The sequence below is a fragment of the Halomonas sp. C22 genome, from assembly GCF_007655045.1.
Taxonomy (GTDB): domain Bacteria; phylum Pseudomonadota; class Gammaproteobacteria; order Pseudomonadales; family Halomonadaceae; genus Vreelandella; species Vreelandella hamiltonii.
In genome coordinates this window covers 82,123-96,925 of the sequence record NZ_VBVC01000008.1, presented here as the reverse complement: position 1 = coordinate 96,925, position 14,803 = coordinate 82,123, and the positions used below count along the sequence as shown (strand labels likewise).

The following is a 14,803-nucleotide window of genomic DNA, read 5'->3' as shown; positions in this document are numbered from 1 at the left end:
TGCTGCAACGCAGCGATTGCGCATAAGATGCGGCCATTCGCCGCATCCTGTAAAGCGCTTTCATGCAGGCCTTTGCAATTAATTGTGTCTTGGGTTTTATTCCACCGTCACGCTTTTCGCCAGATTACGTGGCTGGTCCACATCGGTGCCTTTCAGCACGGCTACGTGATAGCTCAGCAGCTGTAACGGCAGGGTATATAACAGCGGCGCCAGTGCCTCGTGCACCTCCGGTAATTCCAGTACGCGGATATCTTCCTGGGCGCTGATGCCTACCTTGCGATCGGCAAATACGAACAGCTGACCACCGCGAGCGCGCACTTCTTGAAGGTTGGACTTCAGCTTTTCCAGCAGCTCGTCATTGGGCGCTACCGAAATTACCGGCATCTCATTATCCACCAGCGCCAACGGGCCGTGCTTCAGCTCACCCGCAGGATAGGCTTCCGCGTGGATGTAGGAGATTTCCTTGAGCTTCAGGGCGCCTTCCAGAGCAATCGGATAATGGGCACCACGGCCCAAGAACAGCGCATGATGCTTTTCGGCAAACGCCTGGGAAAGCGCTTCGATCTGCGCATCGAGGCCTAGCACCTGCTGGCAGAGCGATGGCAGGGCCTGAAGACCCGCCAGAATCTCCGGCTGCTCCGGCTGGCCTTTCGCTTTACTGACGGAAAGCGTCAGCAGCAGCAGTGCGATCAACTGCGTCGTGAATGCCTTGGTGGAGGCCACGCCGATTTCAGGGCCAGCGCGGGTCATCAGCGACATATCCGATTCGCGCACCAGCGAACTGCCGGGCACGTTGCAGATTGCCAGCGTGCCGACATAGCCCAGGGTTTTGGCAAACCGCAGCGCTGCCAGCGTATCGGCGGTTTCCCCAGACTGAGAGAGGGTGACGAATAGCGTGCCTTCCGGTACCACCGGATGGCGGTAGCGATACTCGGAGGCCACTTCGACCTGCACCGGCACGCCAGCGTAGCGCTCCAGCCAGTAGCGGGCCACCAAGCCCGCATGGTAGCTGGTGCCACAGGCAATGATGTGCACTTGGCGGGCTTTCTGGAACAGCGCCTGGGCGTCTGGCCCGAAGCTTTCGACCAGAACGCTGCTGGCGCTGATGCGCCCTTCCAGCGCTGCCTCGATGACCTTGGGCTGCTCGAAGATTTCCTTGAGCATGTAGTGGCGATACTCTCCCTTGCTGGCAGCGCCATCGCCATGCTCGAAGGTATGTACCGGGCGCTGGACATCGTGCCCCTGACGGTCGACGATGCGGATGACACCGTGTTCGCGCAGCTCGACCAGATCGCCCTCTTCCAGGTAGATGAAGCGGTCGGTGACCTGCAACAGCGCCAGCGGGTCGGAGGCCAGGAAGGCCTCATCGATCCCCACGCCCACCACCAGCGGGCTGCCCTGGCGCGCGCCCACCACCACGTTGGGCTCGTGCGTACTCATCACGCCCAGCGCGTAGGCGCCCCCCAGCCTGCTGACGATCTCCTGGGTCGCCTCGAACAGTGTCTTGTCGGTCGCCAGTTTGTCGGCCAGCAAGTGAGCAATCACTTCGGTATCGGTGTCGGAAGTGAAGGTGTAGCCACTGCCCTGCAGCGTTTCTTTGATCTGCTCGTAGTTCTCGATGATGCCGTTATGTACCACGGCGACATTGTCACTGCTGTGGTGGGGATGGGCATTGGCCTCGGAGGGCTTGCCATGGGTGGCCCAGCGAGTATGGGCGATACCGCAATGCCCCGGCAGTGCCTCGCTGGCCAGGCGCTCTTCCAGGGCCGCCACCTTGCCCAGGGCCCGGTGGCGGGTCAATGATCCGCTGCTGAGTATCGTCATGCCTGCCGAGTCATAACCGCGATACTCCAGACGCTTGAGTCCTTCCAACAATATTCCCTGCACATTGCGCTGTGCCACGGCTGCGACGATACCGCACATACTCCACTCTCCTGGAGGCGCCAAGCGCCTGTGTCACCGATAGTTAGTTTGCTTTCTTGGTGGGGCGCGGCCAGTCGGCCTTTTCCAACTGGCGGCTGCGAGTGACCACCAAGGCATGTTCTGCCACGTCCTTGGCGATGGTGGAGCCCGCGCCCACGGTGGCTCCCTGACCAATCGAAACAGGCGCGACCAGCGCGCTGTTGGAGCCAATGAACGCATGGTCGCCAATCTGCGTGCGATGCTTGTTGGCGCCATCGTAGTTGCAGGTGATGGTACCTGCCCCAACGTTCACTTCACGCCCCAGGGTGGCATCGCCCACATAGCTCAGGTGGTTGATCTTGCTGCCTTCGCCGACCTCGGCGTTCTTGGTCTCCACGAAGTTGCCCACTTTCGCCTTGACCGCCAGACGCGTGCCGGGGCGAAGACGAGCGTAGGGCCCAATCTGATTATGGCCAGCGGCCACCGTGGAGTCGATGACGCTGTGGCTATCGATGACGCTTTCAGCACCGAGGGTGCTGTTCTTGATCACGCAATAAGGGCCAACGCGCACGCCTTCGCCCAACTCCACGTCCCCTTCGAAGACGCAACCCACATCGATGAACACGTCGTGTCCACAGGTGAGCTTGCCGCGCACATCGATTCTCGCCGGGTCTGCCAGGGCAACGCCCTGGGCCATCAACGCTTCCGCCGTCTGCTGCTGGTAAGCACGCTCCAGACGGGCCATCTGCGCACGGTTGTTGACCCCTTCCACCTCGGTAGCATCGTGGGGCTGCGCCGTGGCCACCTTGATACCTTCGCTGGCAGCCATGGCAATGACGTCGGTCAGATAGTACTCACCCTGGGCATTCTCTGCCGAGAGCTGGGGCAACCAGCGCTTCAGTTGAGCGCTGGTCATGGCCATGATGCCGGTATTGCACTCGGTGATGCTCAGTTGCTCGTCGTTGGCATCTTTTTGCTCGACAATCGCCACGGCCTGCCCGTCACTATCGCGCACGATGCGCCCGTAGCCGCCAGGGTCGTCCAGCGTGACCGTCAACAGGCCCATATGCTGCTCATCCACCTGAGTCAGCAGGTTGGCCAACGTGTCACGGCGAATTAGCGGCACATCGCCGTAAAGCACCAGCACGACGCCGTTGCCCAAACGAGCCTGGGCCTGAGCCACGGCATGCCCCGTCCCCTTTTGCTCTTCCTGCAGAGCAAACAGCACGTCATGCTCTGCCAGCGCTTCTCGCAGTTGGTCAGCGCCGTGACCGATCACCACGTGGGTCCGTGCCGGATTCAGCGCCTGAGCGGTCTCCAGCACGTGCTGCACCATGGGTTTGCCTGCCAGGGTATGCAGCACTTTCGGCAAGGGAGAGCGCATCCGCGTCCCTTTGCCAGCGGCCAGAATGACGATGTCGAGATCATGCATGTTCAGTACCTACCGTTATTGGGCCACTGCCGGTGTCCAGGCATCGATGCCCAGCTCTTCCAGCAGCGCATCACCAAAATAGTTCGTAAACGCAGGGCTGGCGATGCTGCGCCAGCGGTCGCCGTCGCGCACCAGCAGCAGTACGCTCAGGTCGTGTTCAAGGGCCAGTGCCATTCCCTCTTCCGTGCCGACGACCAGCAGTGCCGTGGCCCAGGCATCCGCCCATGCATTGGAAGGGTGGAAGACCGACACCGATACCAGGTCATGGGTAATCGGTTTGCCGTCACGAGGATTGATGGTATGCGAGTAGCGCTGCCCGTCGACTTCGAAGTAATTGCGGTAGTCACCGGAGGTCGCCACCGACAAGTTGCTGAGCGGCACGATATGCTGAGCCCTTTGCTCACCGTCTTCCGGCACTTCGATACCTACACGCCAAGCCAGTTCCTCGTCGGGCTCCCGGTAACCACGGGCGATCATGTCTCCCCCCAGGTTCACCAGATAGTGCTCGATCCCCTGCTGGTCCAGATACGCACCCACTCGATCGACGGCATGACCTTTCGCCACGCCAGAAAGATCGACAAAGATATCCCGCGTGCGTCGCGCCTGCATCTGCTGGGTATCCACTTCCAGGGCGTCATACCCGACGGTCGAAAGGCGTTCGGCAAGGGCTTCATCGCTGGGCACTTCTTCTGGCCTCGCCTCTGGCCCGAAACTCCACAGATTCACCAGGCCGCCCACTGTCACGTCGAAGGCACCATCGCTATCTGTCGCAACGGCTTGGCTGACGGCCAATACCTCGACCAGCTCATTCGACAACGGCTGCCATTCGTCCAGCGGTGCATGATTGAACGTTACCAGCTCGGCGTCATCCCGATAGGTCGACATGGAACGGTCCACGCTCTCGAGTTCGGCCAGAAAGCCCTCTTCCAACGCCTGTGCCTGACCCTGGGTCAGCGGATCCATCACCGTCACCTGGTAGAAAGAGCCAAATACCCCTCCTTCAAACCGGGTGGGCGGCTCTAGGGGGCGATCACTCTCGGAGCAGCCTGCCATCAGGGGCAACAGGGTCAGTAAGCCAATGCCAGCCAAAAAAGGGCGATAGCCGATGTTCATCGCATTTTCCTTGAAATGTGCGCGGGGTCAGAAGTGGAAGAACCACAGCAGCCAGAGACCAAATACCACGCGGTAAACCACGAACGGCTGCATGCCCAGTTTCTTGATGACGACCAGAAAATAGTGAATACACAAGTAAGCGCTAATACCAGAGAGAAGCGTACCGACGATCATGGCTGGCCAGTCGATGGCCTGTGGGTCACGGAGCAAGCCAACGGCCTCCAGTCCTCCAGCCAGCACAATCACGGGAATCGACAGCAGAAACGAGAAGCGTGCCGCGCCCTCTCGGCTCATGCCTACCAGCAGGGCTGCCGTGATGGTGATCCCGGAACGGGACGTGCCTGGAATCAGCGCCAACACCTGGGCACCACCGATGATGAGCACGTCTTTGAGCGACATCTGATACTCACTACGTGTCCCACGCTTGCGCCAATCGGCAAAGCCTAGCAGCAGGCCGAAAACGATAAGGCTCGCCCCGATGATCAGGGTTGAACGCATATAGCCTGAAATCACATCGTGGAGCAGAAACCCCACCAGACAGACGGGTATCGTCGCAATGACGACCCAAATGCCCAAGCGAGCATCTTCATCCACCCCGCGCCCTACCAACGCCTTGGAGGTGCTGGTGATCATCTGAATGATTTCATGACGAAAGTAGATGACGACCGCGCTCAGGCTTCCCAAATGCAGTGCCACGTCAAAGGCTAACCCTTGATCTTCCCAAGAGGTCAGTTCAGGCACCAGAATCAGGTGTGCAGAGCTTGAAATAGGCAAGAATTCCGTTAGTCCTTGCACTAACGCCAGAATAATGACTTGAAGCCAATCCATGGTGCATCCTGTAAACAGTGAGTCAAAGGGCGATGGCTGGGAGTACCAGAGCTGCCAAGGATACACATCCCCGCTTTCATTGTCCGCTCTGGCCAAGGACTCCTGGCAAGAAGGTATAGAGCTTGCGCCGTGGTGCGCTACAATAAGCGCCTATCGAAAGAGCGAGTCTTCAAGGTACCCCATGACTCAGACCCCAGAATCATCAGTGGTTCCCAGCAACGCCATAGACAGCCAGGAAGCCAAGCGTGTCACGTACATTGGTGCCTGGCTGGATGGGTTGCTGAGTATCGTCAAGGTAGCGGTGGGATTTCTGGTCGGCTCGGCAGCCTTGATTGCCGATGGCATTCACTCCCTGTCTGACCTTGTCACCGATGGTTTTGTCCTGGCCGCCATTCATTATGGCCGTCAGGAACCGGATAACGACCACCATTATGGCCATGGCCGCATCGAAACGCTGACCACGCTACTGCTGGGCAGCGTGCTGATCTTCGTGGCCGGCGGTATTGCCTGGTCGAGCATCGACCGCCTGTTGAGCGGTACCGAAGTGGGCGCACCCGGCGCTTTTGCCATCGCGGTGACGGTACTGGCCCTGATCAGCAAGGAGTGGATCTTCCGCTACACCATGCGGGTCGCCAAACGGGTCAAGTCCAAGCTGCTGGAAGCCAATGCCTGGCACTCCCGCAGCGATGCTCTCTCCACGGCCGTCGTGCTGGTAGCGCTGGTGGGTGCCCAGTATGGGCTGGGGTGGCTGGACGCCGTGGCTGCGATCATCGTGGGTTTGCTGGTAGGTAAGGTCGGCATCGACCTGCTGTGGGAGTCCGCCAGAGAGCTGGTGGATACCGCCTTGCCCGAAGACGTGCAGCAGCAGATGCATGACGTGGCCTGCAGCGTGCCCGGCGTGGATAGCGTGCATGACCTGCGCACGCGCCAATCGGCGGGCTGGGTGATGGTGGACCTGCACGTGGTGGTAGGCCCGCGTATCACCGTTTCCGAAGCCCATGAAATTGGCAACGAAGTGAGCCGCCGCCTGCGCCACGAGTTTCCGCTGCTGACCGATGTCATTTTCCACGTGGACCCGGAAGACGACGCCGGTGAAGGCGACCCGAGCCGCCTGCCCGGCCTGCCCTTGCGCCCAGAAGTGGAAGCCGCCCTCGACGAACGCTGGTACATGCACCCGGTATGGCGCACGTTGAACGATCTGCAGCTTCACTACCTGGACGACAAGGTATCGGTCACGCTGATCATCGGTGACGCGGTCCACCAGCCGCCCCAGTGCCTGGCCAGCCAACTCAAGGCGCTGGCCAGCGACATCGAATGGCTGGGCCACGTGGAAGTGATGTTCATCACCCGCGCGGCCAGCAGCGCCATGCGCTAGACGTTGGTCAGAATGGCGGTGGCGATGGTGAAGTAGATCAATACCCCCGAGGCATCGATCAAGGTCGTCACCAGCGGTGCCGAGGCCGTGGCCGGGTCCACCTTGAAGCGCTCCAGCACGAACGGCAGACACATGCCCATCATGCTACCGAACAGCACGATGGTGACCATGCTCAACGCGACCACCATGGCGACTTCCTCACCGCCGCGCATGACCCCGATGGGCGCGACGGCCAACGCCATGGTCAGCCCCAGCGCACCGGCCACCAGCAGCTCCCTGCCCAGCATCTTGCTCCAGTCCTTGACCCCTACGTCCCCGGTGGCCATACCCCGCACCATCAGCGTGGCCGCCTGGGCGCCCGCATTACCGCCACTGCCAATCAACAGCGGCAGGAAGAATACCAGAGCGACCTGGGCGGCAATGGTATCTTCGAAGTACGCAATACCAGCCCCCGAAAACAGGTTGGCAAACACCAGCAGTACCAGCCAGGTCACCCGCTTGCGGTAAAGGCTGGCCAGGGGCACCCGACTGACACCATCTTCCAATTGGCCAATCGACATCCCCTTGTGGATATCTTCGGTGGCCTCGGATTCGGCCACGTCCATGGCATCATCGTGGGTCACGATCCCCACCATGCGCCCATCCTGATCGAGTACCGGCAGCGCCAGCAGGTCATAGCGCGCCACGATACGCGCCACTTCTTCCTGCTCTTCGTCTACGTGGGTGCTGATGACATCCTTGATCATGATGTCATCGACGATGGCACCCGGACGGGCGACCATCAGCTGCCGCAACGACATGGTTCCCACCAGCTCGCCTTCCTTGTCGAGGATGTAGAGCTGGTAGACCGTTTCCGCATCCGGCGCTGTCTGTCGTACCCGCATCATCGCCTGTGACACCGTCATGCCACTGGCTATCGCTACATAGTCAGAGGTCATGATGGCGCCGGCCGTGCCTTCTTCATAGCTGGCCAGACGCTTGAGATCTTCCCGCTCCTGGTGCGCCATGCGACGCAACAACGCTTCGCGGCGATCTTCATCGAGCAGGTTGAACAGATCCACCCGCTCGTCCGACCCCATCTCCTCCAGCAGCTTGAGCACTTGGGTGTCGCTCAGCTCACCGACGACTTCGAGCTGACTCTCGCCTGGCAAATAGCCCAGTACATTGGCGGCTCGCTCGGTGGAGAGTATGTCCAGCACCGTCAGGGCCGCACGTAGCTCCTCATCCTCTTCGATCAGCTCTTCCAGCACTTCGCCAATGTCGGCCGAGCGAATTTCGGCGAGGCGTTCCGCCAACTGCGCCTTGTTGGGCTCTTCCTTGACCAGCTCCTCGAGCAGCTCGGTTTTCAATTCCTGTAAGGCTTCTTCGTTCAGCGCCATCGCTCTCTCCTGATGCCCATACAAATCCGGGACGACTGACCACCATACTAACAGACAAAAAAAACGCCCCTTAAACCCTGGTCGGGTTTAAGGGGCGTTTGGGTACACAGTGCGTGTAACTAGCCTTTACCCGCCTTTTTGCGCAGTTGCTGGATCGTTCGCAACTGAGCAACGGCTTCGGCAAGTTCAGCAGCAGCACGGGTATAATCCAGCTCTGCCGACTTGTCGTTAAAGGCTTTCAGCGCCTGCTGACGCGCTTCCTCGGCGGCGGCCTCGTCGAGGTCACCGGCACGAGCAGCGGCATCTGCCAGGATCGTCACGACATCTGGCTGGACTTCCATGAAGCCGCCAGAGACAAAGAAGTTTTCTTCCTTGCCGCCATCGTGGATCACGCGGATCGGGCCCGGCTGAAGCTCGGTCAGCAGCGGGGCGTGCCCCGGCAAGATGCCGAGGTCACCCATGATCCCGGAAGCCACCACCTGCTCGACCTTGCCTGAGAAGATGGATGCTTCTGCGCTGACGATATTGCAAGTGAAGCTATTCGCCATAGCGAATCCCCCTAATGGACGGGATTACTTCTTCATCTGGTTGGCTTTGTCGACAGCTTCGTCGATGGAGCCGACCATGTAGAAGGCCTGTTCCGGCAGATCGTCATACTCGCCAGCCAGAATGCCCTGGAAGCCACGGATGGTGTCTTTCAGAGAAACATACTTGCCGGGTGAGCCTGTGAATACCTCAGCCACGAAGAACGGCTGAGACAGGAAGCGCTGGATCTTACGCGCACGAGATACGGCCAGCTTGTCTTCGTCAGACAGCTCGTCCATACCCAGGATCGCGATGATGTCCTTCAGTTCCTTGTAACGCTGCAGAACGTTCTGCACGCCACGCGCCACTTCGTAGTGCTCTTCACCGACGACCAGCGGGTCCAGCTGACGTGACGTGGAGTCCAGCGGATCGATGGCGGGGTAGATACCCAGCTCAGCGATGGAACGCGCCAGTACCACGGTAGCGTCAAGGTGGGAGAAGGTGGTCGCCGGAGACGGGTCAGTCAAGTCATCCGCAGGAACGTAAACGGCCTGCACCGACGTGATAGAGCCTGTCTTGGTGGAAGTGATACGCTCCTGAAGAACGCCCATCTCTTCCGCCAGCGTCGGCTGGTAACCTACCGCTGAAGGCATACGGCCCAGCAGTGCAGATACTTCGGTACCGGCCAGGGTGTAACGATAGATGTTGTCGACGAACAGCAGAACGTCACGGCCTTCATCACGGAATTTCTCAGCGATGGTCAGGCCGGTCAGCGCTACGCGCAGACGGTTGCCGGGCGGCTCGTTCATCTGACCATATACCAGCGCTACCTTGTCGATAACGTTGGATTCGGTCATTTCATGATAGAAGTCGTTACCCTCACGAGTACGCTCACCCACACCTGCGAATACGGAGTAGCCGCTGTGTTCGGTGGCGATGTTGCGGATAAGCTCCATCATGTTGACGGTTTTACCGACACCCGCGCCGCCGAACAGACCAACCTTTCCGCCTTTCGCGAAGGGGCATACCAGGTCGATGACCTTGATACCGGTCTCGAGCAGCTCGTTGGAAGCTGCCTGGTCGGCATAGCTGGGGGCTTTACGGTGGATCGGCATGCGCTCTTGCTCGCCAATCGGGCCCGCTTCATCGATCGGCTCACCGAGCACGTTCATGATGCGGCCCAGCGTTTCCTTACCCACCGGTACGGAAATCGCGGCACCTGTGTTGACCACGTCCAGGCCACGCTTCAGACCCTCGGTGGAGCCCATGGCAATGGCGCGTACTACGCCGTCGCCCAGCTGCTGCTGGACTTCGAGGATGGTCTCAACATTGGAGACCTTCAGCGCGTCGTAGACCTTGGGCACAGAGTCCCGCGGAAACTCTACGTCAATCACCGCGCCGATGATTTGTACGATACGTCCGCTCATCTTGGTTCCTCTCAAAAACCTGCAAATGAAACCTGTCTGCCGGGAATGACCTGTCAGTCAGACCACTCCCTCGGCGTTAAACGGCAGAAGCGCCGCCGACGATCTCGGAAATTTCCTGGGTGATGGCGGCCTGACGGGCCTTGTTGTAAACCATCTCCAGATCGTCAATCAGGTTGCCCGCGTTATCAGTGGCACTCTTCATAGCGATCATACGGGCGGCCTGTTCGCACGCACCGTTTTCGACTACCGCCTGATACACCTGCGATTCGATGAATCGAACCAACAGGCTGTCCAGCAACGCCTTGGCATCCGGTTCATACAGGTAGTCCCAGCTTCCGGGACGGGCGTTTTCTTCGTCATGCTTAGCGTCTGCGCCCATATCGGACGACAGAGGAAGAAGCTGACGCACAACGGGTCTTTGCGTCATGGTGTTTACAAACTCGTTGTACACCACAAACAAACGATCCAGGCGTCCTTCGTCATACGCTTCCAGCATGACCTTGACACTACCGATCAGACCCTCGACGGTAGGCGACTCTCCTAATCCGCTTTTCGCAGCAATCAAGTTGCCACCATAGTTGCGGAAGAAAGCACCTGCTTTCGAACCGAGGGCACAGAAATCCAGCTCAGCACCTTGCTGTTTCCAGGCAACAGCATCTTTCACCACTGCCTTGAACAAGTTGACGTTCAAACCGCCACACAGCCCGCGATCAGTGGAAACCACAATATATCCGACGCGTTTTACCTCGCTTCGCTCGACCATGTAGTCGTGCTTGTATTCGGGGTTAGCGTCAGCAATGTGGCCTACCACGTTACGGATCTGCTTGGCGTACGGCTGGCCGGCCTTCATCAGATCTTGCGCTTTACGCATTTTCGATGCAGCCACCATTTCCATGGCGCTGGTGATCTTCTGCGTATTTTTGATGCTCCCGATCTGGGTGCGTATCTCTTTTGCAGCTGCCATAGCGATCTACCCTTCGTTCGTGGCTCTCAGAAAGCATGCAAGCCCGCCCACAGGCGGGCCAGACATTACCAGCTCTGAGTCGCCTTGAACTTCTCGAGACCCGACTTCAAACCGTCCTGAATCTCGCCGTTGTAGTCGCCGGTCTGGTTGATCTTGTCGAGCAGTTCGCGGTGCTCGGACTTCATGTAGTCGTGCAGAGCACGTTCGAAGTCCAGCACCTTCTCGACGCTCACATCGTCCAGGTAACCTTCGTTGGCAGCGTACAGAGACAGGGCCATTTCCGCCACGGACATCGGCGAGTACTGCTTCTGCTTCATCAGCTCGGTAACACGCTGACCGTGCTCGAGCTGCTTACGCGTGGCTTCATCCAGGTCAGAGGCAAACTGCGAGAACGCCGCCAGTTCGCGGTACTGAGCCAACGCCAGACGCACACCACCACCCAACTTCTTGATGATCTTGGTCTGTGCAGCACCACCAACACGAGAAACCGACAGACCTGCGTTGATCGCCGGACGAATACCGGAGTTGAACAGGTTGGTTTCCAGGAAGATCTGACCATCGGTGATGGAGATGACGTTGGTCGGAACGAAGGCCGATACGTCACCGCCTTGGGTTTCGATGATCGGCAGCGCGGTCAAGGAACCGGTCTTGCCTTTCACTTCGCCGTTGGTGAACTTCTCGACGTAGTCGACATTGACGCGCGCAGCGCGCTCCAGCAGACGGGAGTGGAGATAGAACACGTCACCCGGGTAAGCTTCACGGCCCGGCGGACGGCGCAGCAGCAGCGATACCTGACGGTAGGCAACGGCTTGCTTGGAGAGATCGTCATACACGATCAGCGCGTCTTCGCCACGGTCACGGAAGTACTCGCCCATGGTGCAGCCAGAGTAGGCCGCCAGGAACTGCATGGGTGCCGGGTCGGCAGCGCCAGCCGCCACCACGATGGTGTGCTCCATCGCGCCGTGCTCTTCGAGCTTGCGCACCACGTTGGCAATGGTCGACTGCTTCTGACCGATGGCCACGTAGACACAGGTCACGCCCTTGCCTTTCTGGTTGATGATCGCATCGATGGCAATGGCGGATTTACCGATCTGACGGTCGCCGATGATCAGCTCACGCTGACCACGACCGATCGGCACCATGGCGTCGATGGACTTCAGACCCGTCTGGATGGGTTCGTCAACGGACTGACGGGTGATAACGCCAGGCGCTACCTTTTCTACCGCATCGGTCAGTTTTGCGTTGATCTCGCCTTTGCCGTCGATGGGGTTACCCAGCGCGTCGACAACGCGACCCACCAGCTCGGGGCCTACCGGAACTTCAAGAATACGACCGGTACACTGAGCGGTCATGCCTTCTTCAAGCTGCAGGTAGTCACCCAGGACAACGGCACCCACGGAGTCACGCTCCAGGTTGAGTACCATGCCGAAGATGCTGTTGGGGAATTCGATCATTTCACCGAACATCGCGTCTTCGAGGCCGTGAATTTTCACGATACCGTCGGAAACGCTGACGATGGTGCCCTGATTACGGGCTTCGGATGCGACGTCAAGCTTCTCAATTCGCTGCTTGATGATGTCGCTGATCTCGGAAGGATTCAGTTGCTGCATGCCATGTCCCTCAGACTCAAGCGGTCAGCGCTTCGGAAAGACGGTTCAATCGACCACGCACCGAACCGTCAATGACGGTATCGCCGGCACGCAGGATGACACCGCCAATGAGCGACTTGTCGACCTGAGTAGTAATGGAGATTTCGCGATTCAGACGCTTCTTGAGCGCGTTTGCCAGCTTGGTCTGCTGCTTGCTATCCAGCTTGTAGGCTGAAACCACAGTGACGTCGATACGCTGCTCATGCTCTGCACGAAGGTGTTCAAACTGTTCAGCAATTGCGTCCAGCGTCATGAGTCGACGCTGATCCGCTAAAGCTACTAAAAAGCGTTTGAAAGCATCATCCGCGTCGTCAGACAACATATCTGACAGCAATGCTACTTTCTGTTCGCTGCTCAGTTTGGGGCTACCTAACAGGCTAGCAACCTGCCGATCCTTCACGATCGCTGCTGCTACTTTCAACGCTTGTGACCAAACGTCTAGTGCCTGATGATCGCGCGCGTATTCAAACGCCGCTTTGGCGTAAGGACGAGCGACGGTCGTTTGTTCCGCCATAGATCACCTCCTTACAGTTCAGCGGCAAGCTTATCAAGCAAGTCGCGGTGCGCTTTCTCATCAACAGAGGCTTCAAGAACTCGCTCGGCGCCTACGATCGCAAGGCGGGAAACCTGCGCACGCAGCTCTTCTTTCGCACGATGAACTTCTTGCTCAATTTCAGACCGTGCATTAGCGACAAGACGTTCGCCTTCAGCACGTGCTTGTTCACGTGCTTCTTCAATCATTTGATTGGAACGCTTGTTGGCTTGCTCGAGAATTTGAGATGCCTGCTCCTTGCTCTCGCGCAGCGTCTGCTCGGCACGCTCTTGAGCGAGCTCAAGATCACGCGTCGCACGGCTGGCTGCGTCCAAGCCATCAGCAATTTTCTTTTGACGCTCATGAAGCGCGCTGCTGATCGGAGGCCACACATACTTTATGCAAAACCAGACAAAGATCGCGAAGGCGATCGTTTGCCCGATAAGCGTCATGTTGATATTCACAGGAATGTACCTCTGACAAGTTCGTGGCGACCGGAGTGATACTAAGCCGAGCGGTCATTCCGCTCGGCTAACACATCATTAACCGGCAACAACGAAGATCAGGTACATCGCGATACCAACACCGATCATGGGAACGGCGTCCAGCAGGCCAGCCATGATGAAGGTTTTAGTCTGCAGCTGATCACCCAGCTCGGGCTGACGAGCGGTGGATTCAAGCAGTTTACCACCCAGCATGGCGAAGCCTAGGCCAGTTGCCAGAGCGCTAACACTGATGATGATGGCAGCAGCAATGTAGACGATTTCCATGATGAAGCTCCTGATAGTGCGTTGATTACAAGGGTTTAGGGTTTAATGCAAAGCGTTGCTCGGATTTAGTGATGCTCGTGCGCGGCGCTCAGATAGACGATAGACAGTGTCGTAAAGATGAAGGCCTGCAGCGAAACCACCAGTATATGGAAAATGGCCCATGGGACATCTAGCAGCCAGATTGCCCAGAAAGGTAGCAGGGCAATCAGGATAAAGATAACTTCACCGGCAAACATGTTTCCGAAAAGACGCAGCCCAAGGCTGATAGGCTTGACGATCAAGCCAACGGTTTCAAGAACCAGATTGAAAGGGATCAACGACCAATGGTTGAAGGGGGTCAGAGAAAGCTCCTTGGCAAACCCTCCAGCTCCTTTCACCTTGACGCTGTAGTAGATGATCATCAGAAACACACCGAACGCCATGCCCAGGGTGGCATTCACATCGGTTGTAGGAACGATCTTCATGTACTCAAGACCAAGCTTGTTGAACAGTACAGGGAAATAGTCGACCGGTATGATTTTCAAGCTGTTCATGAGCAAAATCCACATGAACAGCGTCAGTGCGATAGGCCCTATATGCTTGTTTTGGCCGTGAAAAGTTGAACGTGTCAGGTTTTCGATGAACTCGAAAACCATCTCTACAGCGTTCTGGAGACCGCCAGGGACACCGGTAGTCGCCATTTTCCCAGCTTTATGGAATAACCAAAGAAACAGGGCACCCATACCGATGGACCAACCCATCGTATCCAAATGAATTGCCCAGAAACCCATCTCTGCCGCTTCAGCAGAAGTGGATGCAAGCGACCAGCCGTTTTCCGGATGTTTTCCGAACGTCAGGTTCTGGAGGTGGTGCTGTATGTAATAGATGGCCGATACTTCATTATCCGCTGCCATACTGCTTCCTCAAG

General features: G+C 58.2%; 14 protein-coding genes. 1 reads left to right on the top strand and 13 read right to left on the bottom strand.

Annotation, left to right across the window (positions count from 1 at the left end):
• Window positions 1-96 precede the first annotated feature (96 nt).
• Genes glmS through FEU76_RS14745 form a run of 4 tightly spaced genes read right to left on the bottom strand, consistent with a single transcriptional unit; the run spans window position 97 to window position 5,275 of the window.
• Entirely contained in the window at window positions 97-1,923 is a 1,827-nt protein-coding gene (gene glmS, locus FEU76_RS14760) for a glutamine--fructose-6-phosphate transaminase (isomerizing) (RefSeq protein ID WP_144983980.1), read from the bottom strand.
• 43 nt (window positions 1,924-1,966) lie between these two features.
• On the bottom strand, window positions 1,967-3,334 hold the full coding sequence (gene glmU, locus FEU76_RS14755) for a bifunctional UDP-N-acetylglucosamine diphosphorylase/glucosamine-1-phosphate N-acetyltransferase GlmU (protein WP_144983977.1): 1,368 nt from the start codon (window positions 3,332-3,334) through the stop codon (window positions 1,967-1,969).
• A 15-nt stretch (window positions 3,335-3,349) separates the two neighbouring features.
• A complete protein-coding gene (locus FEU76_RS14750) occupies window positions 3,350-4,447 on the bottom strand; it encodes an FAD:protein FMN transferase (RefSeq protein WP_144983974.1) in 1,098 nt (365 codons plus the stop codon).
• A 27-nt stretch (window positions 4,448-4,474) separates the two neighbouring features.
• A complete protein-coding gene (locus FEU76_RS14745; RefSeq protein WP_039179009.1) occupies window positions 4,475-5,275 on the bottom strand; it encodes an undecaprenyl-diphosphate phosphatase in 801 nt (266 codons plus the stop codon).
• Between the two features lie 181 nt (window positions 5,276-5,456).
• Here FEU76_RS14745 and FEU76_RS14740 point away from each other — a divergent pair, with 181 nt between their 5' ends.
• Window positions 5,457-6,650 carry a cation diffusion facilitator family transporter gene (locus tag FEU76_RS14740; RefSeq protein ID WP_039179012.1) on the top strand — a complete coding sequence of 398 codons (1,194 nt, stop codon included), beginning with the start codon at window positions 5,457-5,459 and terminating at the stop codon, window positions 6,648-6,650.
• On the opposite strand, the gene mgtE is transcribed toward FEU76_RS14740, so the two are convergent.
• From mgtE to atpB, 9 genes are all read right to left on the bottom strand, one after another.
• Entirely contained in the window at window positions 6,647-8,029 is a 1,383-nt protein-coding gene (mgtE, locus tag FEU76_RS14735; protein ID WP_144983971.1) for a magnesium transporter, read from the bottom strand. The two genes, FEU76_RS14740 and mgtE, sit on opposite strands and share 4 nt — an antisense overlap.
• Before the next feature lie 119 nt (window positions 8,030-8,148).
• A complete protein-coding gene (locus tag FEU76_RS14730) occupies window positions 8,149-8,577 on the bottom strand; it encodes a F0F1 ATP synthase subunit epsilon (protein WP_016915576.1) in 429 nt (142 codons plus the stop codon).
• A gap of 24 nt (window positions 8,578-8,601) precedes the next feature.
• Window positions 8,602-9,981, bottom strand: a complete 1,380-nt coding sequence (atpD, locus tag FEU76_RS14725) for a F0F1 ATP synthase subunit beta (protein WP_016915577.1) — start codon at window positions 9,979-9,981, stop codon at window positions 8,602-8,604.
• Between the two features lie 76 nt (window positions 9,982-10,057).
• Window positions 10,058-10,945: a F0F1 ATP synthase subunit gamma gene (gene atpG / locus FEU76_RS14720; RefSeq protein ID WP_096921749.1), complete on the bottom strand. Its 888-nt coding sequence runs from the start codon at window positions 10,943-10,945 to the stop codon at window positions 10,058-10,060.
• A 65-nt stretch (window positions 10,946-11,010) separates the two neighbouring features.
• Window positions 11,011-12,555, bottom strand: coding sequence for a F0F1 ATP synthase subunit alpha (atpA, locus tag FEU76_RS14715; protein ID WP_039179021.1), 1,545 nt, complete (start codon window positions 12,553-12,555; stop codon window positions 11,011-11,013).
• A 16-nt stretch (window positions 12,556-12,571) separates the two neighbouring features.
• Window positions 12,572-13,108, bottom strand: a complete 537-nt coding sequence (locus FEU76_RS14710) for a F0F1 ATP synthase subunit delta (protein WP_039179024.1) — start codon at window positions 13,106-13,108, stop codon at window positions 12,572-12,574.
• 11 nt (window positions 13,109-13,119) lie between these two features.
• Window positions 13,120-13,590, bottom strand: a complete 471-nt coding sequence (locus FEU76_RS14705) for a F0F1 ATP synthase subunit B (RefSeq protein ID WP_039179028.1) — start codon at window positions 13,588-13,590, stop codon at window positions 13,120-13,122.
• A 78-nt stretch (window positions 13,591-13,668) separates the two neighbouring features.
• Complete coding sequence (gene atpE, locus FEU76_RS14700) at window positions 13,669-13,896, bottom strand: F0F1 ATP synthase subunit C (RefSeq protein ID WP_039179032.1); 228 nt, start codon at window positions 13,894-13,896, stop codon at window positions 13,669-13,671.
• Window positions 13,897-13,961: 65 nt separating this feature from the next.
• Complete coding sequence (gene atpB / locus FEU76_RS14695) at window positions 13,962-14,789, bottom strand: F0F1 ATP synthase subunit A (protein ID WP_039179035.1); 828 nt, start codon at window positions 14,787-14,789, stop codon at window positions 13,962-13,964.
• Window positions 14,790-14,803: the final 14 nt, after the last annotated feature.

Coding starts and splice junctions, on each gene's coding strand:
- atpE (WP_039179032.1), bottom strand. CDS start 13,896: ATGGAAATCGTCTACATTGCTGCTGCCATCATCATCAGTGTTAGCGCT.
- atpB (WP_039179035.1), bottom strand. CDS start 14,789: ATGGCAGCGGATAATGAAGTATCGGCCATCTATTACATACAGCACCAC.
- glmS (WP_144983980.1), bottom strand. CDS start 1,923: ATGTGCGGTATCGTCGCAGCCGTGGCACAGCGCAATGTGCAGGGAATA.
- atpA (WP_039179021.1), bottom strand. CDS start 12,555: ATGCAGCAACTGAATCCTTCCGAGATCAGCGACATCATCAAGCAGCGA.
- FEU76_RS14745 (WP_039179009.1), bottom strand. CDS start 5,275: ATGGATTGGCTTCAAGTCATTATTCTGGCGTTAGTGCAAGGACTAACG.
- atpD (WP_016915577.1), bottom strand. CDS start 9,981: ATGAGCGGACGTATCGTACAAATCATCGGCGCGGTGATTGACGTAGAG.
- mgtE (WP_144983971.1), bottom strand. CDS start 8,029: ATGGCGCTGAACGAAGAAGCCTTACAGGAATTGAAAACCGAGCTGCTC.
- atpG (WP_096921749.1), bottom strand. CDS start 10,945: ATGGCAGCTGCAAAAGAGATACGCACCCAGATCGGGAGCATCAAAAAT.
- glmU (WP_144983977.1), bottom strand. CDS start 3,334: ATGCATGATCTCGACATCGTCATTCTGGCCGCTGGCAAAGGGACGCGG.
- FEU76_RS14710 (WP_039179024.1), bottom strand. CDS start 13,108: ATGGCGGAACAAACGACCGTCGCTCGTCCTTACGCCAAAGCGGCGTTT.
- FEU76_RS14740 (WP_039179012.1), top strand. CDS start 5,457: ATGACTCAGACCCCAGAATCATCAGTGGTTCCCAGCAACGCCATAGAC.
- FEU76_RS14730 (WP_016915576.1), bottom strand. CDS start 8,577: ATGGCGAATAGCTTCACTTGCAATATCGTCAGCGCAGAAGCATCCATC.
- FEU76_RS14750 (WP_144983974.1), bottom strand. CDS start 4,447: ATGAACATCGGCTATCGCCCTTTTTTGGCTGGCATTGGCTTACTGACC.